Genomic DNA, 15,696 nt, shown 5'->3' on the forward strand with positions numbered 1-15,696 from the left:
AACACGGTAGTTCAAAATATCTTTAAATTTACCTTTGCCCTTTGTCCCTTGCTCTTTGCCCTTTTGATCTTTTTTACAACAATTTTTTAAGCAAGTTTTAACCACAAATTATGAACAATAGTCCAGCCAGTGAAGCTATTGCCATGCTAATTGATTTAGCCCAAAAAGGAGAAATTAATCCTTGGGATGTGCAAGTAATCGAAATTATTGATCGTTTTCTTGCTGAATTAGGCATTAAAGATAGTGATAATTTTGACTATTTTAATGCTGATTTATCTCACTCTGGACAAGTGATGTTATGGGCTTCCATGTTAGTTTTATTAAAAGCAGATACTCTGGAAAGATTAGAACAACAAGAGGAAGAAAATGAAGATATTTTATCTTTAGAATCATCTGTAAGAATCCAGCGCCCTCCCCTCAATTTAGAAGAACAAATAAAAAGAAGAACTAGCGCCCCTCCCCCTCGTAAAAGAAGGGTGACATTAGCAGAATTAATCACTCAATTACAGGAAATTGAAAAGGAATTACAACAAAATAATAATCTTCATCAATTAAATATAAAAAAGACCAAAAAATATACTAAAAAAGAAGCTCAAAAAACTGTCACAGAATTAGCCCATGACGAAAACTTAACAGGATTAGCAGAAGAATTAAATAAATTTTTAGTGAGTAATAATCATATTTTGTCACCAGAAAATGAAACCTTAAATTTTGATGATTTAATTAATGTCTGGAGTCAGTATCAAGAAACTGAAAAAAAAGATCGGGTAGGAATTTTTTGGGCGCTATTATTACTAGCTTCTCAATCGAAAGTAGAACTATCTCAAGAAGAATTTTATCAAGATTTAAGTATTATTTCTCTTTAAAAATTAATTGCTAATTTTCTACTTTACTAAAACCGCTAAATTGACGAAAAAAAGGCGTCTGATACCCCAAAACAATATCATTCTTTGGCACTCCTTTTTCTACTAATTGATTAGCCAAAGCTACTTCTGTGCCATCATATTGAATCCAAATTTTATCATCAATAAAATCCACATGAATTAACACTCCATAAACCCTTCTTCCCTGAAGCCAACCAACTCTAAGGACTTGATAACGATCACGTTCATGATCAAATAATAACTCCATATTTATTTCTCCATAAGCAGGAATAATTTTACTATGTTCTATCAAAAGTTCCTGCACAATTTGACGATAATTTGTTATTTTATCCATTGCATAATACTCCTTTTTTCCACATCATAAATAATTAAAAAAATTTTATATTCAGTAATACTTTCATTAACAAAACGAAGACGAAAAAACTCATCATAAACTTGAATTGGTACAGCTAAATATAAAGTTCTTTCTGCTTCTTGAGAACGTAATGCCTTACGATAATTCAAATATTGACCTACAGTGGTATGAAATTCAGAAATAGGTGAAGGATTAGTAAAACTTTTTATTTCCACTGCAATTTTAAGGTTTTCTTTTTCAGCACCTAATAAAAATTCTGCACCTAAATCAATTTGCATTTGTACATCTCCATAAGCAACGGGAAAAGGATCATGAGTTATATTCCATCCCTCACCTATTAAGGCTTCTTTAACAATAAAATGAAATAAATCTTTTGCCATTGATTAAGTTAATTTTTTGATTTAATCTTAATAATAATATTACATTATTTTATTGTGCATAGGGATTGCGAGGGGTAGGAATAATTTTGACATTTTGCGCGTTTACCACCAAATAGCGCACTTCACCATTATTGTTTGAGGATTTCCCCCCCAAGTAAGCCAAAGTTTCCGTCATCATTGTCCCTTCTATTTCTAACCAAGTATCCGCAGGATATTTACTGTTAGATTCTGGTAACTTGACAGGAATACCCACCGGGTAAGCATCCGCTGCGCAACAAGTCAAAACAAATCGAGATAAATAAATATAATTATCTGGTAATGAGTCTAAATGTACTACAAAACCAGTAAGATTGGCTTTTTGTCCCGTATAGCTATCTGGCTCAGGATATACATTAATTGTGCGCATCCATTCAATTAAGGTTCTATCTTCAGGTTTTGAGGCGTTAGCGAAGGCTTCTGGTTGTAGGGAGACGGGAGGTAATGAGTCGGTTAATCCTCGTTGAAGGGCGCTGGTGCTATTTAAGATTTTTGGTTCAGTGGTTAAACCTATCATTGCTACCATAATTAGGAGAAAACTTGCTCCTTTTTTTGGTAATAATGAGCTACTATTATCTTCATTTTTTAAGGTGGAGGGCGCTTTTTTAATTAAATTTCTGACTATCTTCAAACTAGCAATTATTAATAAAATAATTCCTGATGCAAATACTAATAAAAAATAATTCGGATGAATTAATTTATATAATTCTCCCGTAACCCAGTATTTTAACATCAATAATCCCCATAAAAAAAATGCTGTTATATCCAAAAGATTTGGGAAAGATATTTTTTTTCTAATTTTTTTCATGAGTGTATCTATACTATTATTTATTAAGAATAATAATTTCCTTTGTCCTTTTCCTTATTTCAACTAACAATTTATCATAATCAAAGCAAGAAAGCCTAAGAACCTGTTTAAAAAGTGATGATATTGACTGTATATCCCCATCCTCCCTCACCCCTTTATAAAAGAGGGGGAATTGGATGGGAAGTATCCCTTAATGAGGGGGATTTAAAGGAATATGAAACTTTCAGAATAGGTGCTAATAAGTTAAATCAATCAAAAATAAAATTAAACTCAGCGCCCCTAACCCTAGCATAAAAATTATTACCCCACCACTTACGAAACTGATAACCCCAAAACCTCTCAGGAGATATAAACCTAAAGCTAGGGGCAAAGAAATTATCGTTACATTTCTTAAAAAATTACTAATTAATTGAGTATTTCTACGCATTTTTTTGATGATTTCGCCTCTTTGTAGCAAATATTAACATTTCTCCAGAATTTTTTTAGTTTTAAGCCCTAAAAAAAGCGCCCTCCTCCATCATTATTACACCTAAATCCTTATCAACTATAGATTACAGCGCCCTTCACCGTTACTAAGAAGCAAAAAAATAGCTTAATCCCTTAAACCTTTAACCAATATAAGTTATAGCCATTGTGATGATTTTGTAAAATAGTTTTGCTTTTATTCATAATTACTAAAAATAAATATACAAAATTCTAAAAATAGTCAAAAATTGGGATAGGAAATGATGAAAAGTTAAATAAAGCCAAAATATTAATAAAACAATCTTTAACATTGATATGATAATAAAATCATTACTGGCAACACTTTAAAAAACTGGAAAAGTGGTCAATAATGCAAACAAGAGCAAAACAAAAGGAAGTTTGACAAATGACATTGACCTTAGCAGTTTACGGAAAAGGTGGCATCGGCAAATCCACCACCAGTTGCAATATATCCACCGCTTTAGCCAAACGTGGTAAAAAAGTATTACAAATCGGTTGCGATCCGAAACATGATAGTACCTTTACCCTAACAGGCTTTTTAATTCCCACCATTATCGATACTCTGCAAGAAAAAGATTTTCATTACGAAGACATTTGGCCCGAAGATGTAATTTATAAAGGATACGCTGGAGTTGATTGCGTAGAAGCCGGTGGGCCGCCGGCGGGCGCTGGATGTGGTGGTTATGTAGTGGGTGAAACCGTCAAACTGCTCAAAGAATTAAACGCCTTTGGTGAATATGACGTAATTTTATTCGATGTCTTGGGTGACGTGGTTTGCGGTGGATTTGCAGCGCCCCTCAACTATGCTGATTATTGCCTCATTGTCACCGATAACGGTTTCGATGCTCTTTTTGCCGCCAACCGCATCGCTGCTTCCGTGAGAGAAAAAGCGCGCACCCATAACCTGCGCCTTGCTGGATTGATTGGTAATCGCACCTCAAAACGGGATTTAATCGATAAATATATCTCCCATGTAGCCATGCCAGTATTGGAAGTATTACCCCTCATTGAAGATATACGAGTGTCACGGGTGAAAGGAAAAACCCTGTTTGAAATGGCAGAAAAAGACCCTAGTTTGGATTATGTATGTGATTATTACCTCAATATAGCTGATCAAATTTTAGCCATGCCAGAGGGTGTTGTGCCGACTGAAACCCAAGACAGAGACTTATTTACCCTCCTTTCTGATTATTACCTCAATCCTCCTGCGGATGCACCAAAACAGGAAGTTGATGAACTTGATCTCATGATGGTATAAATTAACTCCCCTCTCCTGTGGGAGAGGGGTTGGGGGTGAGGGTAACGGGGAATGAAAACTAAACTAATAATTAAAAAAGCGCCCTCCACCGTTATTAATACCTGATAATTGATCTTGTTGAATAAAAATTATTGTTATCTATGTTTGCCGAAGAAATTAGACAAAAAGCTAAAAATATTCTCTGTGATTTTTATGAATCTAACGAGACACTTATCAAGCAATTATCTAACGGATATGGCCGTCAAGTTAATGACATTCAATATGAAAATGTTCATGGAGAAACAAAAAATGGTTTGATTCTAAACTCTAGTTTAATTATTGGTATTTTGTGTAGCTTCGATCAAGAAATGTCAAGTATAATTGAACTATTTTGTTCTGCTACTGATAATGATGTTGATAAAATTATCAACGTCTTAGACTTGAATTACGATTATCAATACTTGATTGATCAGCGCAATAAAGAAAGACAGGAAAAAGCCGAACAAGAAGCTAAACTAATTCCCCCATCACCCCTTGATGAATTTCGCCAAAAAATTATCGAAAACCCGTAGGTTGGGTTAAATGAAATGAAACCCAACACCATCTGATTAATCAATCACCCTTGAGATTATGAAAACTATATTTCAATGGATGAGAAGACATTGATTTTGTTTGGTTTCGTGCCTCAACCCAACCTACAAAATGAGGATTCCACCAAAAGGATGTCAAGATAATAGGAGCAAAATTAATCAACGATGATGACATGAACAAAATCAAAGAGCAAATCAAAGAAAAATGGCTAGATTATTGGGAAAAAAATAGGACATGGATTATTACTTCCTGCCAATATAACGGCTATCGCAAAACTCCCGATAACGGTAGAAGACCCCGATCCGAATTTATCATTGTAGTATTAACCATATTATCAAGCCAATTTGCCCAAACATGGCTAGAAATTTTTTATAGCTTAAACTCTAATGAAGACGACATTGTTAAAGCGTTAGGCTTGGACTTCGATCCTGATTTAGAACTTAAAAAGAGACAAGATTCAGAACAACAAGCGCACCTCATCCCAGCCAACGATCCGAAACAACTACCACAAACCCTCGAAAAACATAGATAAAAAACTCCCCTCTCCTATGGGAGCAGGGCGTTTTCATTCTCAAAAATGTTAGTTTCTCAAACTAGCCAATAATCTGAAATTCAGAGGTTTTTAACTACTAATAAATCAATTAATAGTAAAAAATCCTCCTGTCTCCCTGAATCTCCCCCCTTTTTAAGGGGGGTTGGGGGGGATCATCCTTATATTGTCTTCTTGTCAAAAACAAATCAATTTTGATCCTGACTTTGAAAACACCCTGCTATGGGAGAGGGGTTGGGCATGAGGGTTAAACAAACAATTAATTAACACATAAAACCATGACACTAGCACAAGAAAACACCACTGCACCAGCCATTAACTTTGAATGCGAAACAGGCAACTACCATACCTTTTGCCCCATCAGTTGCGTAGCATGGCTATATCAAAAAATTGAAGATAGCTTCTTCCTCGTCATTGGCACAAAAACCTGCGGTTACTTCCTGCAAAACGCCATGGGAGTAATGATTTTTGCTGAACCGCGCTACGCCATGGCAGAATTAGAAGAAGGGGACATTTCCGCCCAACTTAAAGACTATAACGAATTAAAACGCCTTTGCGACCAGATAAAAAGAGATCGTAATCCTAGCGTAATTGTCTGGATTGGTACTTGTACCACCGAAATTATTAAAATGGATTTAGAAGGTATTGCGCCCAAATTAGAAGCAGAGATAGGCATACCGATTGTGGTGGCGCGCGCCAACGGCTTAGATTACGCCTTCACCCAAGGAGAAGATACCGTTTTAGCATCCATGGCAAATCGTTGCCCCACGAAAGCAGAGAATAAAGAAAATAAACAAGAACCTAACGGCATTCAAAAACTGCTTAATTTTGGCAAAAAACAACCGGAAAAGATCGAAAACGAATATAAAGAGCATCCGCCCTTTGTTTTATTTGGCTCATTACCTGATCCAGTGGTAACAAATCTTACCTTAGAATTGAAAAAACAAGGCATTAAAGTTGATGGATGGCTACCAGAAAAACGCTACACCGAATTACCAGTAATTGAAGAAGGTTATTATGTCGCTGGAGTTAATCCCTTCCTCAGTCGCACCGCCACTACTTTAATGCGCCGCCGTAAATGTAAATTAATTGGTGCGCCCTTCCCCATTGGACCTGATGGCACGCGCGCTTGGATCGAGAAAATCTGCTCAGTGTTTGGCATCAAGCCCCAAGGGTTAGAAGAAAGGGAAGCGCAAATTTGGGAAAATCTCCAAGATTATGTGGACTTAATCAAAGGAAAATCAGTATTTTTTATGGGTGATAACTTATTAGAAGTATCTCTCGCTCGTTTCCTCATTCGGTGCGGTATGACAGTGCAAGAAATTGGCATCCCTTACATGGATAAACGCTATCAAAAAGGGGAATTAGACTTTTTAGCGCAAACCTGCCAAGAAATGGGCGTAAAAATCCCTACCATTGTAGAAAAACCTGATAACTATAACCAACTGCAACGCATTAAAGAATTACAACCAGATTTAGTAATTACTGGCATGGCGCACGCCAACCCCTTAGAAGCGCGCGGTATCAGCACAAAATGGTCAGTAGAATTTACCTTTGCTCAAATTCACGGTTTTACCAATGCCAGAGACATTTTAGAATTGGTGACTCGCCCCTTGCGCCGTAATAATAACCTCAAGGATTTAGGTTGGAGTAAATTAATTAAAGAAGAAGCCAAGGTTTAAATAGTGGTTGCTGAAAAAGTGGAATCGTGAGGGCAAATGGATAATGGACAATTATGAGGTTTTACTATCTCCGTGTAGTAGATGTAATATTGTAGTTTGAAGTACATTTTCATCAAAAAAGCCCTGTAAGGGTGATAAGGCTTATACAATCAGTATTTTGAGTTCCTTCTCGCCCCACAGGGAAAATTTTGATAAATGTTTGAATGATGTCAAAATCGATAGAATCTAACAAAATTTTTATCGGTTTAATAATTCCATCCACTCAGTAAACTTTGAGTATAAGGGTGTTGAGGATTATTAAAAATTTCGGTGGTGGGCGCTAATTCCACTATTTTACCTTGATTCATTACTGCAATGCGGTTACAAAAATAGCGCGCGACGGCTAAGTCATGGGTAATAAATAAATAAGTCAGATTAAATTCTTCTTTTAAATTGAGCATTAATTCTAAAACTTGACTTTGGATAGTGGCATCTAACATACTCACTGCCTCATCACAAATAATTAATTGTGGATTGGTAATTAAAGCGCGCGCCACCGCTACCCTCTGTTGTTGCCCTCCCGATAATTGTTTGGGATAACGATTGATATAGTCTTCAAATGGTGTTAAACCTACTTTATTTAACATTTTGATTACTTTTGACCTAATTTCTTTTTTATCCCCTAATTTATGGATAATAAGCGGTTCTGAGAGAATATTTAATACCGTCATCATGGGGTTTAAACTGGCTTGAGGGTCTTGAAAAATCATTTGCAGTTGACGGCGCACGGATTTAAGAGAGTTTTTCTTGAGTGTTACTAAGTTTTTGCCCTGAAAATTTACTTGTCCTTCCGTAGCTTTAATGAGTTGTAAAATTGTGCGCGATAAGGTACTTTTTCCGCAACCTGATTCTCCCACTAAACCGATAATTTCCCCTTGATATATTTGTAAGTTAATATCATCAACTGCTTTGATTAATTTACTTTTTTTACCTAACATTCTTTGAAAAATATTAGGTTCTAAACTATAAGTTTTGTGTAAATTTCTGATTTCTAAGATAATTTCAGGATTGCTATTTTTTAAGCTATTTAATACTTGGGGAGAAGGAGGATTAAATGCTAAGGATGAGTTAAATAATTGCTTTGTATAGCTATGGTGAGGGGCGCTGATTATTTCTTTGGTTAAACCTGTTTCTACTATTTTACCTTGATACATCACCGATAAATAATCGCTGTAGGTTGCTACCATGGCTAAATCATGGGAAATCAAGAGTAAACTAACATTTTTTTCTCGACATAAATAAGTAAATTCTGCCAATATTTGTCGAGAAATAGTCACATCTAAACTGGTGGTAGGTTCATCAGCTATGATCAATTTTGGTTCTAATAATAAAGCTAAAGCAATAGCTACTCTCTGGCGCATTCCACCGCTAAACTCATGGGGATATTGCTCAAAACGATCCGTAGCAATTTTAACCATTTCAAGGGTAGTTAAAACTTTACGTTTTGCTTCTTGAAAAGTTAGATTTGGCTGATGAGTTTGTAAAGTTTCTAAGCAATGATTCCCGATAGTCATTAAAGGGTTTAACCTTGTCATGGGGTCTTGAAAGACTAATCCTACCGCTTCTCCTCGAAATTTTCTTAATTGTGAGGGGGTATAGCTTAAAATTGATTCTCCTTGAAAGCAAATATCCCCTGTAATGGTGCTTTTGGACGGTAATAAACGCAAAATACTTTTACCGATGGTAGATTTTCCACTGCCAGACTCACCTACCAGCGCCCTCACTTCTCCTTTTTCTAACTGGAAGGATACTTCATCTACCGCCCAATTATCGTCGCCGTAGGCTATTTTTAGATTATCAATGCTAAGGAGAGAAGTCATATTGTAAATTATGAATTATGAGTTATGAATTATGAATTTCCCTTGCCCTTTTAACCCATTATCAATTATCTATTGTCCATTATCAATTATCCATTGCTCTCATAATTCATTACAATGGGGTAACAAGACATTAATATAACTTAGATATGAGCCGATTATTCTCTAAGGTTATCATCTCCGCCGGATTCTTGAGCGCTGGTATGGCTTTGGGGTGGTGGAGTACAGAAAAACTCAAATTAGAAAGCAACCAACCCCGTGAAATTTTGCCCCAAATCAACAAAATTTTACCTGTTTTTGACCCTGAAATTACCACAGACAAAAATCCTAACTATAATTTTATCGCCTCTGCTGTGGAAAAAGTTGCTCCGGCAGTGGTGAGAATTAACGCCGAGCGAGAAATTGGGTTCAACATACCTCAAAAATTACAAAAAAACTTTTTTGGTAGTGATTTACCACAAGAACGAGAAGAAATAGGCTCAGGTTCTGGATTTATTGTACAAGAAGACGGTTTAATTCTGACTAATGCCCATGTGGTGGAGGGCGCTAGTTTTGTCTCCGTTTCTCTCCAAGATGGTCGTATTTTTGACGGTGAAGTCTTAGGAGTTGATACCATGACAGATGTGGCGGTGGTGAAAATTTCTGCTCTGGATTTACCGACAGTATCCATGGGCAATAGTGAAGCCATTAATACTGGGGAGTGGGCTATCGCCATAGGTAATCCTCTCGGTTTAAATCATACCGTCACGGCGGGTATTATCAGCGCCCTCAACCGCACCAGTAATGAAGTGGGCATACCCGACAAAAAAGTGCGCTTTATTCAAACTGATGCCGCCATCAATCCGGGCAACTCAGGAGGTCCACTCCTCAATGCACAAGGGGAAGTAATTGGTATTAATACCGCCATTCGTGCTGATGCGCAGGGCTTAGGTTTTGCCATTCCTATCGAAACCGCTAATCGCATTTCTCAACAACTTTATACGAAAGGAAAAGCAGATCATCCGTACTTAGGGATTCAAATGTTGACCTTTAATCAAAATATTCCCCGGGATGATAATTTACCCATTTCTCCGGCTGATGAAGATAAACAGGGGGTGTTAATTGTGGCAGTCATTTCCGATTCTCCCGCCGAAAGAGGCGGAATGTTATTGGGTGATTTAATTATTCAGGTGGGAGATGACAAAATCCTTGAAGCTGTGGAAGTACAAGAATCTGTAGAAAAAAGTAGTATTGGTGAAGTTTTACCCGTGACGATTTATCGTCAAGGAGAAATGATGGTTTTAGAGGTAATTCCTGACGAATTTCCCCAATAAGTTATCGTGCAAAATTAATTGTATATAGGCAAGGGGGTAACAAGGGGCGCACATCCCCTTGCCTTCCTCGTTGTTATAGCTTTGAGAAAAATGAAAGTCACAATTAATTTTGCTTACCTACTTAGTTTTGGCTGATACGTTTATGCAGAATAAAACGGCATATACCGTAATAAACTGCAATAGCATTTGAGTAAAATACTCAAAAGGAGGTATCCCTCAAAGCCTTAAAAAATATTTTTAAGACACTTATGTTATCTGATTTAACAGACTGCTTCACCCACGGAAGCGTTAATAGTATTACTATCCTATTTTTGTAAGGTACTTCCCCAAAAGGGGCAACCAAAATCTCCCTTTATCGTACATCAAATATTACTTTTCTGAAACCGAAATCGAATACTTTCACAAACTTTTTATTTATTTGTCCTTTTATGTCATTTTATATCCGTTTATATAGAAAATCTAAGATTTAGTAAATCTCTTTTACTTTCAGTATGATAAATTGCTGATTGACAGAAGGAAAAGATGCAAAGATTTTGCAAAAATGAATCTGTGTGAGAAAATTAAACAACAATAACAAAAATAATTAAAATTAGTTTAAAATCACTAAAATTCCCAGAATGATTACTTGTCCTAATTGCCAACACGAAAATCCCGATGGCGCGACAGTTTGTGAACTTTGTTTTACAAATCTTCCCGTGAGTAACTCCACTTCTTTAAGTAAATGCCCTAATTGTGGTGCCAAAGTTCAAGTTAATGCTACTTTTTGTGGTGAATGTGGTTTTAATTTAAGTGCGGTTGGTGGGATGAAGGGCGCTACAGAAGTATTAGATGGTCAAACTCAATTACAGTCTTCTCGGGGGAGTTTACTTCACATACAAACTAATTTAACCATCGAATTATCCTCTGATTTACCCGTAATTCACATCGGTAAACCCAACGAAAATATTCCCCCTGATATTGATGTGTCAGGGTTTCCTAACTCTCAGGTTGTTTCTCGTATTCATGCGGATATTCGACAGGAGGAGGGCGCTTTTTTTATTGAAGATACCGGTAGTGCTAACGGCACTTATATTAATCATATTCCCTTACCTATGGGTAATCGTCATCTTTTAAAAAATGGTGATCGCATTGCCTTAGGGAAGGAAGATAAAGTTAGTTTTATTTTTCAATTAATCGGTTAGGGGCGCTATTTCTCTGGCAAAGCTAGACTTTTCACACCCAAAATCATTGAAGGATATACGTCAATTTCTCTTAATATAAAACTATCTGATTTTTATTAACTGATATTACGCATCAAACGATATATTAATAAATAGTTTCAGAGGTTAAATGGGAACGAAAAATTAGTATTTCAATGTTGATTGTGCGTAACGTCAGTTATTAAACAACTTCAATCAGAAGTTATGAAAGAAGATGAGAGAAAATAAATCCAGCGCCCTCCACCCTTCACTATCATTGATTTATTCTGCTAACTCCACACTATCAGCATAACTATAGATTTCGATGCCCAAAGCTTTTGCCACAGGCAAAGCGCGCTTATCCACCATCGGACAAATTACCATCTTACGATTAATTTCACGGTTGTGACGTTTCGCATAAAAATCTGCCTTTCTTCCAAAAATATACATTCCAGCCTTATCAATAGAAGATTTGATTTCACAGAGAATAAGTAAACCATTTTTGACAATAATATCAATTTCCACTTGATCTGGTCTGCCAAAAACCTCCCCTTGATCATCAAATTCTGTCACATTGACAACCTGCACCCCAAAAGAATCCTCTAAAATACCTTTTAAAGCATTACGGAAACTAGCTTCTGAGTATAAACCCCATCTTGAACCTAAAGCACCGATGGTACTATCATATTTTTTAGAAAGTTCTTTAATTTCAGTTAAACTTTGATCAATTTGGCTTTGCATTTTATCAAATCTTTGACTACTTTCATCCCATTTGCGGTTGGCTTCGTCCCATTTTCGATTTTGTTCATCCCATTTTCGAGCTTGTTCTTCTCTGTCGCTCTGTAATTCTGCTAAGATACGATCAAATTTGTTATCAATTTCTGCTTTAGGAGTGTAATATTCTGATACTGTGCGCAGAATAAAATCTCGAATTAGGGGATCATTACTAATTAATGTGGGTAACTCTTGTTTAATTAGGTCTTTAATTTGGGTTTCTGTCATGGCTTTAGACTCTCAGCATACTAATCTTTATTATAATTATTCAATTAATAAAAATTTCGGCTCTCTTACTTTAACTATGATAAAAAGAGTTAATTATCCATTATCCATTTTGAATTATTTATCGACTATCTAACCATAGTTGAAGAATAATCGCCGCCGCACGCTGATCAATTAAACCCTTATCTTTACGGGGAGAATATCGTTTTTTTTGTTCTTTAAGTTGCTCTTGCGCTTCTACAGAGGTGAATCTCTCATCGATAAATTCCAGGGGTAAATCCAGCGCCCTCCCTACCCTCTCAGCATACTTGACTACTTGCTTGGCTTGATGACCAATTTCTCCTTCTTGATTGTAGGGCAACCCCACCACCAATACCGTTACTTCTCTCTCTGTTACAATTTGTTGCAAAGCCTTGACATCTTGCTCAAAAGATGATCTGACTAAGGTAGTAATTTCTGTGGCAATAATGCCTAAGCCGTCACATCCAGCGATACCAACTCTTCTCAAGCCGATGTCTAAACCTAGGGCAGATATTTTTTTTGACATTATTTTTGAGTGATAATGACACGGTGACGGGCGCTGATAGGTATAATTTCAGGGTGCTGAAATCCAACTTTTGTCATAGTTTGCGCCACATCCAACGAGAAATACTGATCCAAAAAAGGCTCAGTGCTTTTCAGCAAGGTTAACACATAACGGGGCATTTTTTGATAAACTTCCGATTGAGGATTCATGTCCATCAAAGCAAAATACCCTCCGGGTTTTACCAACCGATAGGCTTCCTCAATAATTTTTCTTGATGCTTCTTGAGGTAACTCATGAAACACCAAAAAACAAGAAACCAAATCCAAAGATTCACCATCAAGATGAGTAGTTTCCCCCGCTTGATGTAACCAATTAATGCGCCGTTGCTGTTTTTCCCCTTGATATTTTGCCACCGCTAGAAAATAAGGAGATAAATCTAATCCCGTAATGTCAGCATTCTTGAAAGTATCAGCTAAAGCAAAAGTGCTTAAACCAACACCACATCCCACATCAAGAATTTTTGGGGGAGATACAGCAATTTTGCTTTGTAAAACTTCGTGATATTTTTGGCGCAAAGTGGGATCGCCCGACACTTCTGGAGTGGGAGAATAAATGGTAGAATGAACCGTATAGGCTGCAGTTTCCAACTCCCAAGCTGGTTGCCATGCTAAATTACCTTTCTCATAAGCATGAAAAGAATTAAGGTAATAAGCAGGATAATCAAGAGAAGGATTTTCGACTTCTGTTAACTTCTCTTCCCAATCACAGCTACTTTGTAAGGTGTTAACCTTACCTTGCCAATCTAAACCAATTTTACTTGCCCTTGTCATCATCATTTTTCGGGCATTATGTTTAGCAAAACTAGCTAAAGGTTTAAAACTTAGCAAGGCGTTAATAATTTTAGTGCTGAGAGGTTGAGAGTTAACAATAGTATTCATATCAATTAGGGTTGGCCGAAAAAGTGGTGTCGTGAGGGGAATGTAGAATGTAGAATGTAGAATGTAGAATTTAGAACGTAGAATTAATAATTTTTGATTGGGATGAAAAATACAGTATTTTTATATAAAAAAGTCAATTTATGACACTTTTTGTAATGTAGAATAAATTTTAAACCTTTGTTTAATATCAAGTTGGTTTGAACACTTACAAATTAGTAATATCAACATCTTAGTTCAATTTATTGAACGATTGGGCTGTTGATTCCGTGTAATTCATTACACGGTGGGTAAATTGCGAAGATATAATTTTTTATAACTAATTATCCATTGTTCATTGTCAATTATCCATTATTTTGTTGCTCTGCCATCAATTTTTCAACTTCTTCAGGGGATAATTTTTCCAGTTGTTTCTGAAAAAAAGCGTCTTCATAATCTCTGACTTGTTTATGATAAGTCATATCATTGGTGAAGACTCGAAAAACATAGGTAGAAACCCAACCTAATAAACCTAATACCAAAATAACTTGACTCCAGATACCAGCGTGGGCGGTATCTACACCTAAAACTTGAAAAGAAATATACATGATTCCCCCGACAGCAAAAAAGCCGAGGGCGATTAGAATAGCATCGATTCTGCGCATAATTTTAGTTTAATTGACGACGACGGGGGCGAAAATTAAGAAAAGGGCTTAATAGCAACATTCCGGGGAAGGAAAAGAAAACGAGAAAATACATAAATCCGCGCTCGAAGGAACTGGCTACATACCAACGTTGATTAAGATAGAAGTATACTCCTCCCGGTATGACGAGAAGATATAACCCACTGAGGGTAAGATATAATCCAGCGGTAATTAGAGTGTTCAAATCAATACTTTGGATGTCAAAAAGATTTTCCATTATGACGATGATGGTTATGGTTAAACATAGAATCACTCTCTATTATACATCTTAATTGCGAGATAATTTAAAAACGTTTCAGCGCCCGTGCCATTTCTCGTTGATCTTCACGGCGTTTAACGGTTTCACGCTTATCATGGAGTTTTTTCCCTTTACCAACTCCCAATAATACTTTAATCCAATCACCTTTAAGATACATTTTCAAGGGTACTAAAGTTAAGCCTTGTTGCTCCAATAAACCCACCAACTTATTAATTTCTTTCTTATGTAATAATAACTTGCGGTCTTGTTTCGGTTCGTGGTTAAAATATTGACCAGCCATATTGTGGGGTGAAATATGAACATTAACCAACCATGCTTCACCGCCACGAATTAAGCAATAACCATCCCTCAAGTTAACTTTACCTAAGCGCACGGATTTTACCTCAGTACCAGTCAACCGAAGTCCAGCTTCATATGTCTCTAATATTTCATAGAGAAATCGAGCTTGACGATTATCGCTGATAATTTTGATCGGTAATTTCTCGGACATGAAAAAATTTAATTTTGTTGACAATCTTATTATTATAGCAATTTTTCTTCCTTGACTTGTTCATTAGCTCGAAAACCGACTAAAACGGCTACTCCATCCCGCACAAACAAAGGTCTTTTGAGTAACATGGCGTTATGTCCCAGCGCCCTCACCCATTCATTTTCAGTCCAAGTGTTTCTTTCTTCCCCTAAAGCACGATAAGCTAAACCAGAAGTATTGCGCATGGATTTAATACCCAGAGTTTTCACCCATTCAGCAATCATGGTTTCTGTGGGAGGATTTTCTTTAGTATTGATAAATTCATACTCAGCGCCCTTGCTGTCTAACCATTGTAAGGCTTTTTTGCAAGTGCTACAGTTAGGAATGCCGTAAATTTGTAAGGACATAATAAACAATGGATAATTGATGGAAAGGGCAAAGTAAAAAGGGCAAAGGTTTTAAAAGAGCG

At 36.5% G+C, this 15,696-nt stretch carries 19 protein-coding genes; 7 read left to right on the plus strand and 12 right to left on the minus strand.

Annotated elements, in window-relative coordinates; all coding sequences use genetic code 11:
• Positions 1-110: 110 nt before the first annotated feature.
• Positions 111-866 (plus strand): segregation/condensation protein A, encoded by a 756-nt coding sequence (locus IGQ45_07805; protein ID MBF2057117.1) that lies wholly within the window; start codon positions 111-113, stop codon positions 864-866.
• A 10-nt stretch (positions 867-876) separates the two neighbouring features.
• Here the strand turns inward: IGQ45_07805 and IGQ45_07810 are convergent, their stop codons facing one another.
• From IGQ45_07810 to IGQ45_07825, 4 genes are all read right to left on the minus strand, one after another.
• A complete protein-coding gene (locus IGQ45_07810; GenBank protein MBF2057118.1) occupies positions 877-1,218 on the minus strand; it encodes a XisI protein in 342 nt (113 codons plus the stop codon).
• Entirely contained in the window at positions 1,206-1,619 is a 414-nt protein-coding gene (locus IGQ45_07815) for a XisH family protein (GenBank protein ID MBF2057119.1), read from the minus strand. Before IGQ45_07815 ends, IGQ45_07810 begins: the two co-directional genes overlap by 13 nt.
• A gap of 49 nt (positions 1,620-1,668) precedes the next feature.
• A complete protein-coding gene (locus IGQ45_07820; protein MBF2057120.1) occupies positions 1,669-2,463 on the minus strand; it encodes a TIGR03943 family protein in 795 nt (264 codons plus the stop codon).
• Positions 2,464-2,698: 235 nt separating this feature from the next.
• Positions 2,699-2,890 carry a hypothetical protein gene (locus IGQ45_07825; GenBank protein ID MBF2057121.1) on the minus strand — a complete coding sequence of 64 codons (192 nt, stop codon included), beginning with the start codon at positions 2,888-2,890 and terminating at the stop codon, positions 2,699-2,701.
• 444 nt (positions 2,891-3,334) lie between these two features.
• Here IGQ45_07825 and IGQ45_07830 point away from each other — a divergent pair, with 444 nt between their 5' ends.
• From IGQ45_07830 to IGQ45_07845, 4 genes are all read left to right on the plus strand, one after another.
• Positions 3,335-4,207 (plus strand): ferredoxin:protochlorophyllide reductase (ATP-dependent) iron-sulfur ATP-binding protein, encoded by an 873-nt coding sequence (locus IGQ45_07830; protein MBF2057122.1) that lies wholly within the window; start codon positions 3,335-3,337, stop codon positions 4,205-4,207.
• A 140-nt stretch (positions 4,208-4,347) separates the two neighbouring features.
• Complete coding sequence (locus IGQ45_07835) at positions 4,348-4,758, plus strand: hypothetical protein (GenBank protein MBF2057123.1); 411 nt, start codon at positions 4,348-4,350, stop codon at positions 4,756-4,758.
• Positions 4,759-4,949: 191 nt separating this feature from the next.
• Complete coding sequence (locus tag IGQ45_07840) at positions 4,950-5,309, plus strand: hypothetical protein (protein MBF2057124.1); 360 nt, start codon at positions 4,950-4,952, stop codon at positions 5,307-5,309.
• A 296-nt stretch (positions 5,310-5,605) separates the two neighbouring features.
• Positions 5,606-7,009, plus strand: coding sequence for a ferredoxin:protochlorophyllide reductase (ATP-dependent) subunit N (locus IGQ45_07845; protein ID MBF2057125.1), 1,404 nt, complete (start codon positions 5,606-5,608; stop codon positions 7,007-7,009).
• 245 nt (positions 7,010-7,254) lie between these two features.
• Here the strand turns inward: IGQ45_07845 and IGQ45_07850 are convergent, their stop codons facing one another.
• Entirely contained in the window at positions 7,255-8,868 is a 1,614-nt protein-coding gene (locus tag IGQ45_07850; protein MBF2057126.1) for an ABC transporter ATP-binding protein, read from the minus strand.
• Between the two features lie 146 nt (positions 8,869-9,014).
• On the opposite strand from IGQ45_07850, the gene IGQ45_07855 reads away from it, so the two are divergent.
• Positions 9,015-10,178, plus strand: coding sequence for a trypsin-like peptidase domain-containing protein (locus IGQ45_07855; GenBank protein ID MBF2057127.1), 1,164 nt, complete (start codon positions 9,015-9,017; stop codon positions 10,176-10,178).
• A gap of 617 nt (positions 10,179-10,795) precedes the next feature.
• Positions 10,796-11,359: an FHA domain-containing protein gene (locus IGQ45_07860; protein ID MBF2057128.1), complete on the plus strand. Its 564-nt coding sequence runs from the start codon at positions 10,796-10,798 to the stop codon at positions 11,357-11,359.
• Positions 11,360-11,638: 279 nt separating this feature from the next.
• Here IGQ45_07860 and IGQ45_07865 read toward each other — a convergent pair whose 3' ends face one another.
• The 7 genes from IGQ45_07865 to IGQ45_07895 form a co-directional block, all read right to left on the minus strand.
• Positions 11,639-12,358, minus strand: a complete 720-nt coding sequence (locus tag IGQ45_07865) for a DUF3782 domain-containing protein (protein ID MBF2057129.1) — start codon at positions 12,356-12,358, stop codon at positions 11,639-11,641.
• Between the two features lie 118 nt (positions 12,359-12,476).
• Positions 12,477-12,902 (minus strand): Holliday junction resolvase RuvX, encoded by a 426-nt coding sequence (gene ruvX / locus IGQ45_07870; GenBank protein ID MBF2057130.1) that lies wholly within the window; start codon positions 12,900-12,902, stop codon positions 12,477-12,479.
• Positions 12,902-13,819, minus strand: a complete 918-nt coding sequence (locus IGQ45_07875; GenBank protein MBF2057131.1) for a class I SAM-dependent methyltransferase — start codon at positions 13,817-13,819, stop codon at positions 12,902-12,904. The genes ruvX and IGQ45_07875 overlap by 1 nt, the downstream gene beginning before the upstream one ends.
• Before the next feature lie 341 nt (positions 13,820-14,160).
• Complete coding sequence (locus IGQ45_07880; protein MBF2057132.1) at positions 14,161-14,460, minus strand: DUF3007 family protein; 300 nt, start codon at positions 14,458-14,460, stop codon at positions 14,161-14,163.
• Between the two features lie 4 nt (positions 14,461-14,464).
• Positions 14,465-14,689, minus strand: a complete 225-nt coding sequence (locus IGQ45_07885) for an NAD(P)H-quinone oxidoreductase subunit L (protein ID MBF2057133.1) — start codon at positions 14,687-14,689, stop codon at positions 14,465-14,467.
• A 94-nt stretch (positions 14,690-14,783) separates the two neighbouring features.
• Positions 14,784-15,248 carry an SsrA-binding protein SmpB gene (gene smpB / locus IGQ45_07890; GenBank protein MBF2057134.1) on the minus strand — a complete coding sequence of 155 codons (465 nt, stop codon included), beginning with the start codon at positions 15,246-15,248 and terminating at the stop codon, positions 14,784-14,786.
• 32 nt (positions 15,249-15,280) lie between these two features.
• A complete protein-coding gene (locus tag IGQ45_07895; protein MBF2057135.1) occupies positions 15,281-15,634 on the minus strand; it encodes a Spx/MgsR family RNA polymerase-binding regulatory protein in 354 nt (117 codons plus the stop codon).
• Positions 15,635-15,696: the final 62 nt, after the last annotated feature.

The sequence above is a fragment of the Cyanobacterium sp. T60_A2020_053 genome, from assembly GCA_015272165.1.
Taxonomy (GTDB): Bacteria; Cyanobacteriota; Cyanobacteriia; order Cyanobacteriales; family Cyanobacteriaceae; genus Cyanobacterium.